This is a genomic window from Kandleria sp. (genome assembly GCF_017934775.1).
Classification (GTDB): Bacteria; Bacillota_I; Bacilli_A; order Erysipelotrichales; family Coprobacillaceae; genus Kandleria; species Kandleria vitulina.
This window is the reverse complement of record NZ_JAGBIX010000062.1, coordinates 1-14469: the sequence shown is the minus strand read 5'-3', so window position 1 is coordinate 14469 and position 14469 is coordinate 1. Positions and strand designations below refer to the sequence as shown.

Here is a 14469-nt window from a genome sequence, read left to right as displayed (position 1 = left end):
CTTTTTTATAATTCTACTTTTTCTAATGAAACCAAATCCAATTCAGTTGGAGTAAGGTTACCTAAGAAGTCTACTAATACAGTAGCTCTTTCTTTTTCTACATCGATTGCTTCTACTTTACCGCTCATTCCAGCGAATGGTGCAGAAAGAATCTTAACTTCATCGCCAACTTCGAAATTGATTTCAAGCTTAGCTGTCTGGATTCCCATCTTCTTTAAGATTGGATCGATTTCATGTTTAGCTAGTGGGAATGGCTTAGCTCCTCCCCCACTTGAACCGATAAATCCAGTAACACCTGGTGTATTTCTTACAACATACCAAGCTTCATCTGTCATAACCATTTCTACAAGAACATAACCTGGCCAAAGGTTCTTTTCTACATTAACCTTTTTACCATTCTTTACAACAGTTTCAGGATGTGTAGGAACAAGAATATTGAACAATACATCCTGTAATCCCATTGATTCAATTCTTTTTTCTAGATTTTCTTTAACTTTGTTTTCATGTCCAGAATAGGTATTTACGACATACCACATTCTTCCTTCGTCGTTGATATCTGCCATATTAATTTAACCCCAATGCTTTTAAGATTAATGCAATAATTGCATCGCTTGCGTAGAAATACAATCCTAAAACAATTGTAAATGCGAGTACTACCCCACTATCAATAGCAAGCTCTTTTTTACTTAACCAATGTACTTTCTTGATTTCTTCACGAATACCTTTTAAAGAACACCAGTCTTTTAATTTTAATGGATCCTCATCAATGGATTCAGCTAGAGCTCTTTTTCTTTCAAGCTTCTTAGCTGCACGTAATTCTTTACGTTCCGCTTTTAGCTTCTCTTTAAGCTCTTTCTTTTCTTCCTTAGTTTTAGCGTCCATAGAGTCCCCTCCTTGTTATTTAGATTCTCTATGAAGAGTATGTTTTCCACATCTCTTACAATATTTCTTTAATTCCAATCTTTCAACGTTTGTACGTTTATTCTTATATACACTGTAGTTACGAGATAAACACTCAGTACATACTAAAATGACTTTTTCTCTCATAATCCGCTCCTTAGCCACTATAATTTATCATATAAACATGTAAGAGTCAAATAACTTTTATAAATTCAATTGATTACATCACATCTTTTTTCATATATCTCTTTTCTAGAGATAAGCTGCTCTTCAATTTTTTGCTGACACGATACATGGCATTGTAGACTGTCTTAATTGGAACATGAAGCTGACGTGAAACTTCCTCTTCACTATAGCCCATTCTCACCATTTCAAATATATAGCGATCTCGCTTAGAAACATGGGACAGACACTCACGAATACAAAGCTTCATTTCTTCTTTATGACACTGTCCTTCTGGTGAATAATCCCCAGATCCATCTGCCACAATATCAAATAATGTACGTGATGAATCCTTATATTGCTCATCTAACGAAAGATAAGACAGACGTCTTACCTGTGACTTAATGGCACTTTGCATTCTTCTTGTACAGCATACACTCGCGTACGTATTAAACTTAGCACCACCATCTAATCGATAGCTGCATAGCACATTCTTAAAGATTGATGTACCAATCTGAATCAAGTCATCATAATCCATGACTCTACATTGATTCGCATAGATACGATGTGCAATTTTAATCATTATGCGATAATAATACGCATAAATGTTCCTCATAGCTAAAGCACTTCCACATCTTGATAAATAAATTAATTCTTGCACTTCAGCATTATCCATAACAAATCCCCCTTTATTATAATGGGTGACGTGAATTATAGACCTGGTATAAAAGCACCGCTGTAGCAACAGAGGCATTAAGCGATGTGACATGTCCTACCATCGGCAATACGACATTGATATCACAATTTTGCTTAACTAATCTTGAAATACCGCTTCCTTCTGAACCGATGACCAATACAAGCGGCATATTATAATCAACTTGGCGATAGTCCTGAGCACGTTCATTTTCACAAGCAACAGCCCAGTATCCCATCTTTTTAAGTTCATCTAAAGTTCTTGTCAAGTTTGTCACCTGAGCTACCTTCACATGATCAATAGCACCAGTTGAAACCTTTGCGACAGTTGATGTCAAGCCAACGCTTCTCTTCTTACCAATGATAACGCCATCTACACCAACTGCATCACAGGTTCTCAAAATAGCGCCAAGGTTATGTGGATCTTCTAAACCATCTAGCATAAGAAGACAAGGTGCTTTCCCTTCTGGGATAGATGAAAGAATCTCATCCAAGCTGGCATAATCGTAGCTTTCTACAAGCGCAGCTACACCCTGATGGACAACGTGGCCAACCAAGTCATTCAATTCTTTTTTATCACTCATCTTGAATGTCTTTTTATATTTCTTGCAAAGATCCATCAAATCCTTATTCGTATTCTTCTGAATAAGAATCTGACTAACCTTTCCATTCTTTAATAATTCTCTGACAGTATTTCTGCCATAAACCCACTCTTTCATATTACACCTCTTTGTTTCTTATGATTGATTTTTGTCGAAATCGACCCACTTTTTGTAGAAATTGACAATTTCCTTAATACGATCATGTCTTTCTTCAAGATAAAGATGACCAATAATAGCTTCAAAACCAGAAGACTGATTATGAACAATCGTCTTCTTATTCTTGGCCCCATGACCCTTAGTATTTCTTCCTCGCTTATAGATTGATATCTCTTCATCAGTAAGCCAGCCATTTTCCATAGCTGCTTTCATAAAGCCTGCTTGCGCATAGGCACTAACATAATCCACCGCTGCTTTCTGCAAGTCATTAGGCTTTACAATCTGTTTTTCAATGACTAAATATTCTCTAATATAGACTTCAAAAATAGCATCTCCAAGATAAGCGAGTGTTAATGCATTGAGAAGTTCAGGTCTCATTAAAGAATACCTCTTTCTATCAATAACCCTCTCACACGATCAGCTTCTTCAAAGTTCTTTTCTTTCTTATAGGCATTCCATTCATTGTAAAGATCAATATCTTCTTCACTTAATTCAACGCCTTTAAAAGCAAATCCCATGACATCAGTCATTTTCATTAATGTCGCATATTCTTTAGCAATAGCCGCATTATCTTTTTCTCTTGTTCTCATGACCTGGTTCAATACTTTGACCTGATCAAGAATTTCTGTTAATGCCAATGATGAATTTAAATCATCAGCTAATGCCATTACCATATGGTCAACTGTTTCTTTGCGTGCTTCTTCTTTTTCTACATGATTAACTGCTAAATACAATGAAGCACTCTTCACAACATTTTCCACTTTTGCGACTTCTTTTTTTACATTGTTTAATACTTCATCAGTGAAGTTAAGTGGATTTCTATAATGCGTTGATAACATTAACCATTTATACACATTGCATCCTAACTCATTTAATAGATCTTTAGCCCAAAGTACATTACCTAAAGACTTGGACATCTTTTCTCCATTAATATTGATCATCTGGTTATGCATCCATGTATCTGCGATATGATGTCCACTGTAAGCGACAGATTGTGCCATCTCATTTTCATGATGAGGGAACTTTAAGTCATGTCCTCCAGCATGGATATCGATATGTCCTTCTTCAAATATATCATTAATCATTACAACACATTCTGTATGCCATCCTGGTCTCCCTTTTGACCATGGTGAATCAAACTGAATACCTTCATCTGTCTTTTTCCATAAAGCAAAATCCAATGATGATTCTTTTTTCTTATCATCTTCAGTTAAAGTACGTTCACTAGCACCCTGAATCAGATCTTCTACCTTGATTCCTGACAATTCTCCATAGCTAGGAATCTTAGTGACTCTAAAGTAGACATCGCCATCTTTTTCATAGGCATATCCCTTTTCAATTAGCACTTCAATAAAATGGATGATCTTATCCATCGTTTCAGTAACTCTTGGCGTATAGCTTGGTGTTAAAAGATGAAGACCATCTCTTACTTCTTCATATGCCTTAATGTACTTATCAGTCAGTTCTTTTTCACTGACCCCTTCTTTTTTAGCCTGTTTGATGATCTTGTCATCTACGTCAGTATAATTTGAAACATAGATAACTTTTTCTCCTAGATATTCAAGAGTACGTCTTAATAAATCAAATGTGATCATCGGTCTTGTATTTCCAATATGAACATAGTTGTAGACAGTTGGTCCACATACATACATTGATACTTGTCCATCTTTAAGGGGAGTGAGTTCTTCCTTCTTATTTGTCAACGAATTAAAAACTTTCATGTTATTTTCCTCCTAATAAAAAGAGCATATGGCAAAGATAGTCCACCTTACCATAGCTCATACTTTTAACGCAAGTAGCACGTTCTTTCTTTTAAAAAGACTCAAGCAAGGGCATCCAAAATATTCAATACGAGCATTTTCACCAGTTAGCTCTCTCTATTGTATATCCCATTTTTTCATTCTTACTTCTAATTTAATTTCAATATACCAAATTCACTAGCTTGTGACAAGCAAAACACAAGAATCATTTTGTTTTTTAAAGATATCATGTATAATCGATTTGAAAGAAGGGAGATACGCATGAGTATTAATACAGTAGTAACATTAAAAAAAGGTGAAGGACGTACTTTATCACAAGGAGGACTATGGGTCTTTGATAATGAAATAGATACTATTAAAGGGCATTTTAAGAATGGTGCTCTTGTTAAAGTAGAAGCATTCAACCATTATCCTCTTGGAATTGGATACATCAATCAGAATTCAAAAATCAGAGTTCGTCTGCTTACTCGAAAAGACACTAACATCGATGAAGAGTTCTTCAGAATGCGCTTAGCTAACGCATGGGAATATCGAAAGAAAACTGTCGATACATCTTCTTGTCGTATTGTCTTTGGAGATGCTGATTTTTTGCCTGGCATCACCATTGATAAATTTGAAGATATCCTTGTAATTCAGTGCCTTACTCTTGGTATGGAAGCCTACAAGCTTCTTCTTATTGATTTATTAAAAGATATTCTTAAAGAAGATGACATAATCATCCGTGGAGTCTATGAACGAAGTGATGCCAAGGAACGTAAAAAAGAAGGATTAGAACGTGTTAAAGGGTTTATTGGTGAACCATTTGAAACACGCTTTATGATCACTGAAAACAATGTCAAATATATGATTGATGTAGAAAACGGACAAAAGACAGGTTTCTTCCTTGATCAGAAATACAACCGTCTAGCTATTCAGTCACTAGTAAAAGATGCTAAAGTATTGGACTGTTTCACATACATCGGTACATTTGCCCTTAACGCTGGTATTGCTGGAGCAAAGAGTGTACTTGGTGTTGACGCTTCTGAATTAGCGGTCAGTCTTGCCAGTGAGAATGCTAAACTTAATCATTTAGAAAATACTGTTAAGTTTGAATGTCATGATGTCTTTGATTTCCTTCCTGAACTTGAAGAAAAGAATGAAACATTCGATGTTGTAATTCTTGATCCACCTGCTTTTACGAAGTCAAGAAGTTCAATCAAGAATGCGATCAAGGGATATCGTGAAATCAATATGCGTGGCTTAAAGCTTGTCAAGGATGGTGGATATCTTGCAACTTGTACATGTTCACATTTCATGGATGAAGAAAACTTCAAGAAAGCCATCGCTCAAGCTGCTAAGTCAGTACATAAGAGATTAAGACAAGTAGAATGCCGTCAGCAGTCTCCTGATCATCCTATTCTTTGGGGTGATGAAAACTCATCATATCTTAAATTCCTGATTTTCCAGGTTGTAGATGAAAAATAGCAGTTTATACTGCTATTTTTTTATCTTAAACTTTTTAATGCTTCAATACCTAATACAAAAGTAATGACATCCAAGTCATCAGTATTGATGATAATACGATTATTCACAACTTCGTAGTGACCAACGCACTGCCCTGCTTTCATGATATCGTAGTTAGAATCAAGAAAGTCTCCTCGAACATATAATCCATGAAACAAGAAGTCATATTTCTCAAAACGCAAACTAAAGACTCTTTTCATGACACCTATCTCTTTATCTTCTTCTGAAATCTTAAAAGCAGGCAACCAGGAGGAAATGGTGTCTGAGAGGACACGTTTTCCTTCACTTGATGAAATGGTCATCACATGTCCTATCGAGAGCTTACATGATACTTCAAATACTTGATTGCCATCTTCATCACAGATCACAAAATGATCTGGCCACGTTAATATATGATCATTATAATAGTACTTCATAATAATCCTTTCATGAAAAGACAGGGCCATAAGCCCTGTCTTATTAGTATAACAATGATTCAAAGACTCTTAGATATTCATCTGATGACTGATCCCAGTCAAGTTTAGAAGCCATAGCTCTTTGTACAATGCCATCCCACATATCTCTGTGTTCATTATAGATACGAAGTGCATAATCAATGATATACATCATTTCGTGGGCATTATAGTTTGTAAAGCTAAAGCCTGTACCTGTCTGATCATATTCATTAAATGATTCAACAGAATCTTTAAGTCCTCCTGTCTCACGTACAATTGGTACTGAGCCATAACGCAATGCCATCATCTGTGATAAACCACATGGTTCAAATAGTGAAGGCATCAGGAAGATATCTGAAGAGGCATAGATACGCTGTGCCAATCCAGCATCATATTTTAGATTAAGAGAGAACTTTTCATTATGATAGCCAGCAAAACCTTTGAGTGGTTCTTCATACTTCGCATCACCTGCACCAAGTACGACAACCTGTACATCTCTATTCATTAGTTCTTCGAACTGATTGATGATAAGGTCAAGTCCTTTTTGCCATGTTAATCTTGTAACAATACCGATAAGCGGTATATCAGGATTTTCTGGTAGACCTACTTCTCTTTGAAGAGCCATCTTGTTTTCTCTCTTCTTCTCTTTTACATCAGTCGCATCAAAGTTGAATGCGATATCTGGATCTGTTGCAGGATTAATTAAGTCATAATCGATTCCATTCAAGATACCATAAAGATCGTGTCTTCTCATAGAAAGAATGCTCTGTAATCCTTCTCCATAAGCATCTGTCAATATTTCGTTGGCATATGTAGGAGAAACAGTTGTTACTGCATCAGCATATACAATAGCTGCTTTCATCATATTCATGCAGCCATCATTTCTGACATTTCCATTGTAGTAAAGATAATTATCTAAACCAAACAGATCCTGCAATAGCGTTGGATCACATTTTCCCTGGTAGGCAATATTGTGAATTGTGAAAGTCACCTTTACGCCACCATAGAAATTGTAATAACAATATTTTTCTTTATAAAGCGGTGCAATCATGGCAGCCTGCCAATCATGCAATGAAAGAATATCTGGCATAATATCCAGACGAGATAAACATTCCAATACAGCAAAGTCATAGAATGCAAATCTTTCATTATCGTCATCATAACCATAAAGTCCTGGTCTCTTGAAATACTGTTCATTATCTACAAAGAAATAAGTAACACCATCTACCACAGCCTTGAAAACACCACAATAGCAGCGTCTCCATCCGACCCATAAGTAGAAGTTTGTCACATACTCTAAACGATCAGACATTTTCAAGTCTGCGTACTTTGGTAAAATAACATAACATTCATGACCTTTTTGAGCTAAAGATTTTGGCAATGATCCAATGACATCCGCAAGACCTCCTGATTTAATGAAGGGCTGAGCTTCCCCAGCAGCGAATACAATTCTCATTAAACAACGTCTCCTTCTTTTACATACAGTGGTTCATCTGCAGATCCTTTTAATTTCTTAATCTTTTTAATACGTGCATCCTTATCTACAATGACATTTTCAAGCACTGCATCAGCTTCAACTTTAGCACCAGAGAAGATAATACTGTTCTTAACAACAGCACCTTTGCCAATTGAAACTTCACGTCCAATGATACATCCTGAAACAGTACCATCAATAACAGCACCATTAGCTACAAATGAATTCTGAACATCTGCATTCTTTAAATACTTTGTTGGTGGTGTATCATTTGTATTTGTAAAGATTGGCCAGTTATTCTTAAATACTTTTGTAGAAACATCAATATTCAAGAAACTCTGACATACTTTAAAGTAAGCTTCAAATGAATCAATGATTGCAGCGAACCCTTTAAATTCATATGCATTGATTTTCTTTTCATCCAATACATAAGATAAGATATCTCTTAAATCAAAGAATGTCGATACTTTTTGTGCTTTCTTCAACAATTTAATTAATGCATTCGTATTGAAGATATAAGTTTCCAAAGAAATAGCGCGATTCTTAATATTTCCTTTATTCTTATCAATTGCCTGTACAACACCATCTTTAACTTTTAAGAAATCAGAACCAATGAATGTTTCATTCGCATTCTTGATTTTCTTATAGACAATAGAAATTTCAGCACCAGATTGACTATGTGCCTTGATAGCTTCACTAAAGTCCATTGTTGTAATGATATGGGCAGGAGAGATTACTACATAATCAGGCTTATTTTTTTCGATGAAAGCGATATTTTCAAGAATATTATTAATATCGTGGTTGTACATATTATTATTTGCAAACTTTTCATCGTATAAAAGCTGCACACCACCACGTTTAGAGTTAAAGTTCCATGCATTGCCATTGCTTAAATGTTTAAACAATGATCTAGGTTTCTCTTTAATCAAGATCCCTACATTATCAATCTGTGAATTAGAGAAGTTAGAAAGCACGAAATCAATAATTCCATAACGACCTAGGAAGCTAACAGAGGCTACAGGTCTTCTTTCAGTCAATCCCTTTAAATCAACGTTTGAATGTAAATTGACAAGTCCTACTACTTTTGCCATCTTGCTTACCCCCTATCATTGTTGCTGACAAGAGCAACTTCCTTTGCTTCTTTATTAATCACTTGACCAGCTTTAATGATCACATTTTCATCGATGATTGCCTTATACACTTCAGCACCTTCCTCGACAAGAACCCCTGGCATCAAGACAGAATCAACAACTTTTGCAGTGGCTCCAACACTTACATTATTGAAAAGAACTGATCCTTCTACTTCACCATCAACCATACATCCCTGAGTAACAAGGGAATTCTTGATTTTAGCATCTAAACCAATAAGCTGTGGTTTAGCTAAAGTATCTTCAGAATAGATTTTCCAATCTTTCTTGATATTATAAAGATCTAATTCTGTATCATGCAATAAGTCCATGTTTGCCTGCCATAATGATTCAACAGTTCCAACGTCCTTCCAGTAACCCTTGAATTCATATACAAATAGTTTTTTGTTATCCGCAAGCATAGCTGGAATAATATCCATACCAAAGTCATGATGTGAATCTTTCTTCTTCGCATCTGCCTTCAAATATTTTCTTAACTGTTTGTAAGTAAAGATATAGATACCCATTGAAGCTAATGTAGATTTAGGCTTCTCAGGCTTTTCTTCGAATTCATAGATTGAAAGGTCATCATTAGTATTCATAATACCAAAACGACTTGCTTCCTTCATTGATACATTAAGTACCGCAACAGTTAAGTCAGCACCTTTTTCTTTATGTGCCGCTAACATTTCATCATAATCCATCTTGTAAATATGATCCCCTGATAAGATCAATACATATTCTGGATCATAAGCATCCAAGAATTCAATATTCTGTGCAATGGCATCAGCTGTACCAGCGTACCATGTAGCACCAACTTCGTCTCTCTCGCGAGCTGGTAAAATTGCAGCAGCACTGCTATTGCCATCTAATCCCCATTTTGTTCCAACACCGACATATGAACCTAATTCAACTGATTCATACTGTGTCAAAACACCGACTACATCAATCCCTGAGTTGGCACAGTTACTCAAAGGAAAGTCGATAATACGATATTTTCCGCCAAAATGAACGGCTGGTTTTGCAACTTTTGCTGTTAAGGCTTTTAATCTAGAGCCACGGCCTCCAGCAAGAATCATTGCAACTAATTCTTTTCCCATTTTTCATTCCTCCTGTTTACTTGAAATCGCTTACCTACTATTTCATTTTATCACAATAAAAAATGATATGATAGGTTCATTTTCATATTATTAAAATTTATTACAAATGTAATGTTAATGAAAAAAGAACTAGATTAACTCTAGTTCTCCTTTAGAAAAGCTCTTACCTGAGAAATAAAATGCAGTGATCCGGTCACAAATACAATTTCGTAATTTTCTTGTGCACTTTCAAGGGCCACTTTAAAATCATCTATATATGAAACATTTTCGTCTATTTCTACGTGACTTAAGTCCACGATACGTTCATCTTCAAATGAAGTCATGATTAAAGGCAAGCCTAGTTCTTCAAGCTTCGAAACCATCAATGTTGCCTGCTCTTGTCGAAGTGTTGCATACACAATACACGCCTTTTTATCCTTGTAGAATTTCAATGTTTTCATCAAGGCATCAATTGCTGGCATATTATGTGCACCATCAATAATGAAAGTGTGTCCATCTCGTTCTATTGTTTCAAAACGACCTGCCCAGATGGTGTTCTCTACCGCTGATACAGTCGCTTCAGGATTTACGCGAATAAGCTGATTGACAATCGTTAAAGCCAATCTTGCATTTGTTACCTGATAGGCAGCCTGATTCTTTAAAGTAAACTCCATATCACGATAAACAAAATAGAATGGATAACCAGAAATCTCATATTCTGGCACAACGATCATACGGGCATCCATCGCATCACATTGTTCCTGTAATCTCGCTAAAACAGTACCTGAGATTTCAGATGTGATAAAAAGCTGACCGGGCTTAATAATACCCATCTTCTCATTGATAATATCATAAAGAGAAGGACCGATTGTATCCATATGATCCAATCCGATATTGGTAATAACAGAGATAATTGGATCAATGACATTGGTCTTATCATGTTCTCCCCCAATACCGCATTCAATGATACGATAATCTAATTCTTGATCTTGAAAATAAGCAAGACATATCATCGTATCAATTTCAAACATCGACATATCTTCTTTTTCAATTACATCATAGTATTTATTGATATACTTGAGTAAATCTTCATCACTGATTGGCTCATTATCAATACAGATGCGATCATTGTGTTTCTTTAGGTAAGGAGAAGTAAATGTCCCTACACGATACCCATTGGCATTGAGAATAGCACGCAGATAATTGACCGTTGATCCCTTCCCGTTTGTTCCAGCAACATGAATCATATTATGCTGTTTCATATTAATTTCTAAAGAACGTAAAGTATCTCTAAATTGATCAACAGTTCTTTTATTTCTTTTTGACTCGATGTAAGCCACAGCGTCTTTAATATTATTAAACATTATTCTATCCTCCAGTCAATCGGTTCAACCTGTATTGATTCTAAAAATGCATTAGCACGTGAGAATGGCTTAGAACCAAAGAAACCACGTGAAGCACTTAGCGGTGAGGGATGAGCACTCTTGATTACACAATGACGTGAATCAATCATGCCTGCTTTATTTTGGGCCTGTCTTCCCCATAAGATAAAAACCAAAGGTTTTTCTCTTTCATTCATCTTTTCAATAATATGGTCAGTAAAAATCTCCCAGCCTTTCCCCTTATGAGCGTTAGCTTTTCCTTCTTCTACTGTCAATACAGTATTAATAAGAAGCACTCCTTGTTTAGCCCATGGTGTTAAATCACCAGAATGGGGTTCTGGAATGCCAACATCCTGCATAGCTTCCTTATAGATATTTCTTAGTGAAGGTGGAATCTTCACTTCCTTGCTTACACTAAAAGCCAAGCCGTTTGCCTGATGCAGTTCATGATAGGGATCCTGCCCAATAATCACGACCTTTATATCTTCATAATCAGCATAGCGAAAAGCACTGTATATTTCATCACGTGGTGGAAAGATGGTCTTTTCTTCATACTCACGATCAACGAATGCTTTAAGTGTCTTAAAATAAGACTGCTGAGATTCTTCATTAATAATTTTTTCAAATGTTCTCATGATAAATATATTTACGAATTAATTCCGCAATAACTCCTTCATTGTTATCGGCTATCGTTACATAATCACAGATATCCTTGACTTCATCCACCGCATTTTGTGCAGCTACTGACAATCCCGCCGCCTTCAGCATGGCTAAGTCGTTATAATTATCACCCACAGCTATCGTCTCTTCAATAGAAATATTTAACTTTTCCGCAAGTTCTCTAAGACCGCTACCTTTATCTACACCTTTGGCATTGAATTCCATATAGCGGTTTGAAGAATAGCTTATTTCACAATATCCTTTTGTAATGGGCATAATTTCATTTTCTAATGATTTAAGATAATCTACATTCACATTCTGAAATAGAATTTTAGCAATTTTTTCATTTTTTAAAAAATCGACACTATTCTCTTTAGGATAGACTTCTCCAAGCTTCTGTTTAGTTAAACGTTCCTTTTCATCTTCACTTAAATTGTAGACATAAAGGGTCGTATCAGTATAAACGTGAATACAGACATCCTTAGTTAATCCGAAGGTAAAAATTTCTTTCATCTTATCAAAAGAAAGCCCCCTCCAGGAAATCATTCTATTATCTTTATTTTCAGTAATGGCACCACCATTAAAAGAAAGTGTATATTCATCTTTAGCATCATAAATGCCAAGCTGTTTTAATTCCGGTACAATCTGACAGAATCCTCTTCCTGTCGCTGCCACAAATCGCACGCCATAATCTTTTCTGGCTTTACGAATCCATTTTAAGTTTTCTTCGGGAACTACATGATCATCATTAAGCAATGTTTCATCTAGATCCATCGCTACCAACTTGTATGCCATACACATTCTCCTTAAATAAATTTTTCTAATACTTCCTTGACTGCGCCATCCCCGTAATCATGTTGACAGATATAATCAGAAATAGCCTTAATATCATCATTGCTGCTAGAAACACAAGCACCAATACCAGCACATTCAAGCATTGTGACATCATTGTAATTGTCACCAATCGCAATGGTATCTTTAATATCTATATGCAGATAATCAGCCAGCCATCTTAGTCCTTCTCCCTTATTAACCCCTTCGCTAGTACATTCCATATAGCGATTAGAAGAAAATGAGAGTTCTACTCCTTCTACAAGGGGACCAACTTCATCTCTTAATTGTTTTAGATAATCCATATCATCTTTTACAAGAAGAATCTTCGCAATCTTCTTGTCCTTAAAGCGTGTAAAATCATCATCTTCGATGATAGTATAAGCTGCCTTCTGAGCAATTTTTCTTTGTATTTCACTTTCAATAGGATGAATAAGAAAACAATGATCAATGGTAAACAAGATAATACAAAGACCCCTTCTTATTCCTTCTCTATGAATAATCTCTGCTTTCTTATAATCCAGTGGGTGAAAATGAAGAATTCTTTTATTCTTATTCTCCATCACCAATCCTCCGTTAAAGCAGATAGAATATTCTTCTTTTTGATCATAAGTAGAAAGATCACGAAGAATATCATCAATCATCATTTGACTTCTTCCTGTACAGACTACAAACTTAACACCTTTTTCTCTAGCCTTCAATACAGCCTTCCGATTAAATTCTGGAACACGGTGATTGACTATCAATGTTTCATCTAAATCTGATAAGACCAGCTTATACATGATGATCCTCCTCAAATAAAAAATGCATAAAGAGCGGCACACGCTTGCGCCAAGCTTCTTCATTATGAGTCGTATGCGTAAAGAAATGATACGCGAAGTTTCCTTTCTTATTCTTAAGCTGTGCTCTAATTGCATCTTGTGATTCAATATAGATCTGACTCATTTGACTATCTTCATGTCCTTCTTCATCACCACAATCAAAATAGAAAGAAGATGAAGAAAGATCAGCTCTTTTTAGTAAGCGCTTAAATTCATGAGGATAAATAAAGAAGGCTGTTGAAAGAGCTGCCCCTTTCTTAAAAACCTTCGGATAAGCAAAGCAGGCATAGGCAGTAATGACGCCTCCCATCGAAGAACCTACCATTGCACAATCATGCTTTATAGTAGGATAGTTATCATCAATAAATGGCTTTAATTCATTGATGATCCATTTCACATAGTCATCTCCCTGACCGCCTGTCTTCTCTTCTATATGCAATTTTTTTCTAATAGAACGCTTCACTTTCCATGGACCATATTCATCCATACGTCCTATTTCATCAAAAACACAGTCAATGGCGACCATGATACAGCAATCCCCATGTTCTTTTACATAATCATAAAATCCCCATGATACTCCCATGTATGAATTTTCATCAAAAAAAGCATTCTGACCATCGTTAATATAAAGAACCGGATAACGCTTTTCTTCACTCGCATCATCAGGAACATAGATGGTAATATTTTTTACTCTGTTATATTTAGAAAACCTATAAAACACATTTGTAAACATAATAAGCTCCCTTGTCAACTACCACGCACCTAAAGGTACGTGGCTTGCGACTCCCCTGTAGTTCGTTGCAATAACTCCTACATTTTGTCGGTGTAACTTCCGTGGGGTCGCATCATGGGACGGTTGACACCGCCCCTTACGACAAAGATTTA

The 14469-nt window shown here is 35.8% G+C and carries 17 protein-coding genes; 1 reads left to right on the top strand and 16 read right to left on the bottom strand.

Annotated elements, in window-relative coordinates; all coding sequences use genetic code 11:
* Positions 1-5 precede the first annotated feature (5 nt).
* From nusG to cysS, 7 genes are all read right to left on the bottom strand, one after another.
* On the bottom strand, positions 6-563 hold the full coding sequence (gene nusG, locus J6L95_RS06585) for a transcription termination/antitermination protein NusG (protein ID WP_029071084.1): 558 nt from the start codon (positions 561-563) through the stop codon (positions 6-8).
* Between the two features lies 1 nt (position 564).
* Positions 565-882, bottom strand: a complete 318-nt coding sequence (gene secE / locus J6L95_RS06580; protein ID WP_080692590.1) for a preprotein translocase subunit SecE — start codon at positions 880-882, stop codon at positions 565-567.
* 15 nt (positions 883-897) lie between these two features.
* The gene (gene rpmG / locus J6L95_RS06575; RefSeq protein ID WP_029071082.1) at positions 898-1047 is read right to left on the bottom strand and encodes a 50S ribosomal protein L33; all 150 of its coding nucleotides are present in this window, start codon (positions 1045-1047) and stop codon (positions 898-900) included.
* 73 nt (positions 1048-1120) lie between these two features.
* A complete protein-coding gene (locus J6L95_RS06570; protein WP_287458544.1) occupies positions 1121-1738 on the bottom strand; it encodes a sigma-70 family RNA polymerase sigma factor in 618 nt (205 codons plus the stop codon).
* A gap of 16 nt (positions 1739-1754) precedes the next feature.
* Positions 1755-2474, bottom strand: a complete 720-nt coding sequence (rlmB, locus tag J6L95_RS06565) for a 23S rRNA (guanosine(2251)-2'-O)-methyltransferase RlmB (RefSeq protein ID WP_287458543.1) — start codon at positions 2472-2474, stop codon at positions 1755-1757.
* Between the two features lie 18 nt (positions 2475-2492).
* The gene (locus J6L95_RS06560) at positions 2493-2891 is read right to left on the bottom strand and encodes a Mini-ribonuclease 3 (RefSeq protein WP_029071079.1); all 399 of its coding nucleotides are present in this window, start codon (positions 2889-2891) and stop codon (positions 2493-2495) included.
* Positions 2891-4234 carry a cysteine--tRNA ligase gene (gene cysS / locus J6L95_RS06555; RefSeq protein ID WP_287458542.1) on the bottom strand — a complete coding sequence of 448 codons (1344 nt, stop codon included), beginning with the start codon at positions 4232-4234 and terminating at the stop codon, positions 2891-2893. Before cysS ends, J6L95_RS06560 begins: the two co-directional genes overlap by 1 nt.
* Before the next feature lie 300 nt (positions 4235-4534).
* On the opposite strand from cysS, the gene J6L95_RS06550 reads away from it, so the two are divergent.
* Complete coding sequence (locus tag J6L95_RS06550) at positions 4535-5737, top strand: class I SAM-dependent rRNA methyltransferase (RefSeq protein WP_287458541.1); 1203 nt, start codon at positions 4535-4537, stop codon at positions 5735-5737.
* Between the two features lie 20 nt (positions 5738-5757).
* Here the strand turns inward: J6L95_RS06550 and J6L95_RS06545 are convergent, their stop codons facing one another.
* From J6L95_RS06545 to J6L95_RS06505, 9 genes are all read right to left on the bottom strand, one after another.
* Positions 5758-6192: an LURP-one-related family protein gene (locus J6L95_RS06545; RefSeq protein ID WP_287458540.1), complete on the bottom strand. Its 435-nt coding sequence runs from the start codon at positions 6190-6192 to the stop codon at positions 5758-5760.
* A 43-nt stretch (positions 6193-6235) separates the two neighbouring features.
* Complete coding sequence (glgA, locus tag J6L95_RS06540) at positions 6236-7666, bottom strand: glycogen synthase GlgA (RefSeq protein WP_074686003.1); 1431 nt, start codon at positions 7664-7666, stop codon at positions 6236-6238.
* Positions 7666-8775 (bottom strand): glucose-1-phosphate adenylyltransferase subunit GlgD, encoded by a 1110-nt coding sequence (gene glgD / locus J6L95_RS06535; RefSeq protein ID WP_287458539.1) that lies wholly within the window; start codon positions 8773-8775, stop codon positions 7666-7668. Before glgD ends, glgA begins: the two co-directional genes overlap by 1 nt.
* 5 nt (positions 8776-8780) lie before the next feature.
* Positions 8781-9911, bottom strand: a complete 1131-nt coding sequence (locus tag J6L95_RS06530; protein WP_287458538.1) for a glucose-1-phosphate adenylyltransferase — start codon at positions 9909-9911, stop codon at positions 8781-8783.
* Positions 9912-10051: 140 nt separating this feature from the next.
* The gene (locus J6L95_RS06525; protein WP_287458537.1) at positions 10052-11254 is read right to left on the bottom strand and encodes a bifunctional folylpolyglutamate synthase/dihydrofolate synthase; all 1203 of its coding nucleotides are present in this window, start codon (positions 11252-11254) and stop codon (positions 10052-10054) included.
* The gene (locus tag J6L95_RS06520; RefSeq protein WP_029071209.1) at positions 11254-11907 is read right to left on the bottom strand and encodes a uracil-DNA glycosylase; all 654 of its coding nucleotides are present in this window, start codon (positions 11905-11907) and stop codon (positions 11254-11256) included. The genes J6L95_RS06525 and J6L95_RS06520 overlap by 1 nt, the downstream gene beginning before the upstream one ends.
* Positions 11894-12727, bottom strand: coding sequence for a Cof-type HAD-IIB family hydrolase (locus J6L95_RS06515; protein WP_074624587.1), 834 nt, complete (start codon positions 12725-12727; stop codon positions 11894-11896). Before J6L95_RS06515 ends, J6L95_RS06520 begins: the two co-directional genes overlap by 14 nt.
* A gap of 11 nt (positions 12728-12738) precedes the next feature.
* The gene (locus J6L95_RS06510; protein WP_287458536.1) at positions 12739-13545 is read right to left on the bottom strand and encodes an HAD family hydrolase; all 807 of its coding nucleotides are present in this window, start codon (positions 13543-13545) and stop codon (positions 12739-12741) included.
* On the bottom strand, positions 13538-14317 hold the full coding sequence (locus tag J6L95_RS06505; protein ID WP_287458535.1) for an alpha/beta hydrolase: 780 nt from the start codon (positions 14315-14317) through the stop codon (positions 13538-13540). The genes J6L95_RS06510 and J6L95_RS06505 overlap by 8 nt, the downstream gene beginning before the upstream one ends.
* Between the last annotated feature and the right edge of the window lie 152 nt (positions 14318-14469).

What these genes read in the sequence shown, in the direction of transcription:
- nusG (WP_029071084.1), bottom strand. Translation starts at nt 563, where the DNA reads ATGGCAGATATCAACGACGAAGGAAGAATGTGGTATGTCGTAAATACC.
- secE (WP_080692590.1), bottom strand. Translation starts at nt 882, where the DNA reads ATGGACGCTAAAACTAAGGAAGAAAAGAAAGAGCTTAAAGAGAAGCTA.
- rpmG (WP_029071082.1), bottom strand. Translation starts at nt 1,047, where the DNA reads ATGAGAGAAAAAGTCATTTTAGTATGTACTGAGTGTTTATCTCGTAAC.
- J6L95_RS06570 (WP_287458544.1), bottom strand. Translation starts at nt 1,738, where the DNA reads ATGGATAATGCTGAAGTGCAAGAATTAATTTATTTATCAAGATGTGGA.
- rlmB (WP_287458543.1), bottom strand. Translation starts at nt 2,474, where the DNA reads ATGAAAGAGTGGGTTTATGGCAGAAATACTGTCAGAGAATTATTAAAG.
- J6L95_RS06560 (WP_029071079.1), bottom strand. Translation starts at nt 2,891, where the DNA reads ATGAGACCTGAACTTCTCAATGCATTAACACTCGCTTATCTTGGAGAT.
- cysS (WP_287458542.1), bottom strand. Translation starts at nt 4,234, where the DNA reads ATGAAAGTTTTTAATTCGTTGACAAATAAGAAGGAAGAACTCACTCCC.
- J6L95_RS06550 (WP_287458541.1), top strand. Translation starts at nt 4,535, where the DNA reads ATGAGTATTAATACAGTAGTAACATTAAAAAAAGGTGAAGGACGTACT.
- J6L95_RS06545 (WP_287458540.1), bottom strand. Translation starts at nt 6,192, where the DNA reads ATGAAGTACTATTATAATGATCATATATTAACGTGGCCAGATCATTTT.
- glgA (WP_074686003.1), bottom strand. Translation starts at nt 7,666, where the DNA reads ATGAGAATTGTATTCGCTGCTGGGGAAGCTCAGCCCTTCATTAAATCA.
- glgD (WP_287458539.1), bottom strand. Translation starts at nt 8,775, where the DNA reads ATGGCAAAAGTAGTAGGACTTGTCAATTTACATTCAAACGTTGATTTA.
- J6L95_RS06530 (WP_287458538.1), bottom strand. Translation starts at nt 9,911, where the DNA reads ATGGGAAAAGAATTAGTTGCAATGATTCTTGCTGGAGGCCGTGGCTCT.
- J6L95_RS06525 (WP_287458537.1), bottom strand. Translation starts at nt 11,254, where the DNA reads ATGTTTAATAATATTAAAGACGCTGTGGCTTACATCGAGTCAAAAAGA.
- J6L95_RS06520 (WP_029071209.1), bottom strand. Translation starts at nt 11,907, where the DNA reads ATGAGAACATTTGAAAAAATTATTAATGAAGAATCTCAGCAGTCTTAT.
- J6L95_RS06515 (WP_074624587.1), bottom strand. Translation starts at nt 12,727, where the DNA reads ATGGCATACAAGTTGGTAGCGATGGATCTAGATGAAACATTGCTTAAT.
- J6L95_RS06510 (WP_287458536.1), bottom strand. Translation starts at nt 13,545, where the DNA reads ATGTATAAGCTGGTCTTATCAGATTTAGATGAAACATTGATAGTCAAT.
- J6L95_RS06505 (WP_287458535.1), bottom strand. Translation starts at nt 14,317, where the DNA reads ATGTTTACAAATGTGTTTTATAGGTTTTCTAAATATAACAGAGTAAAA.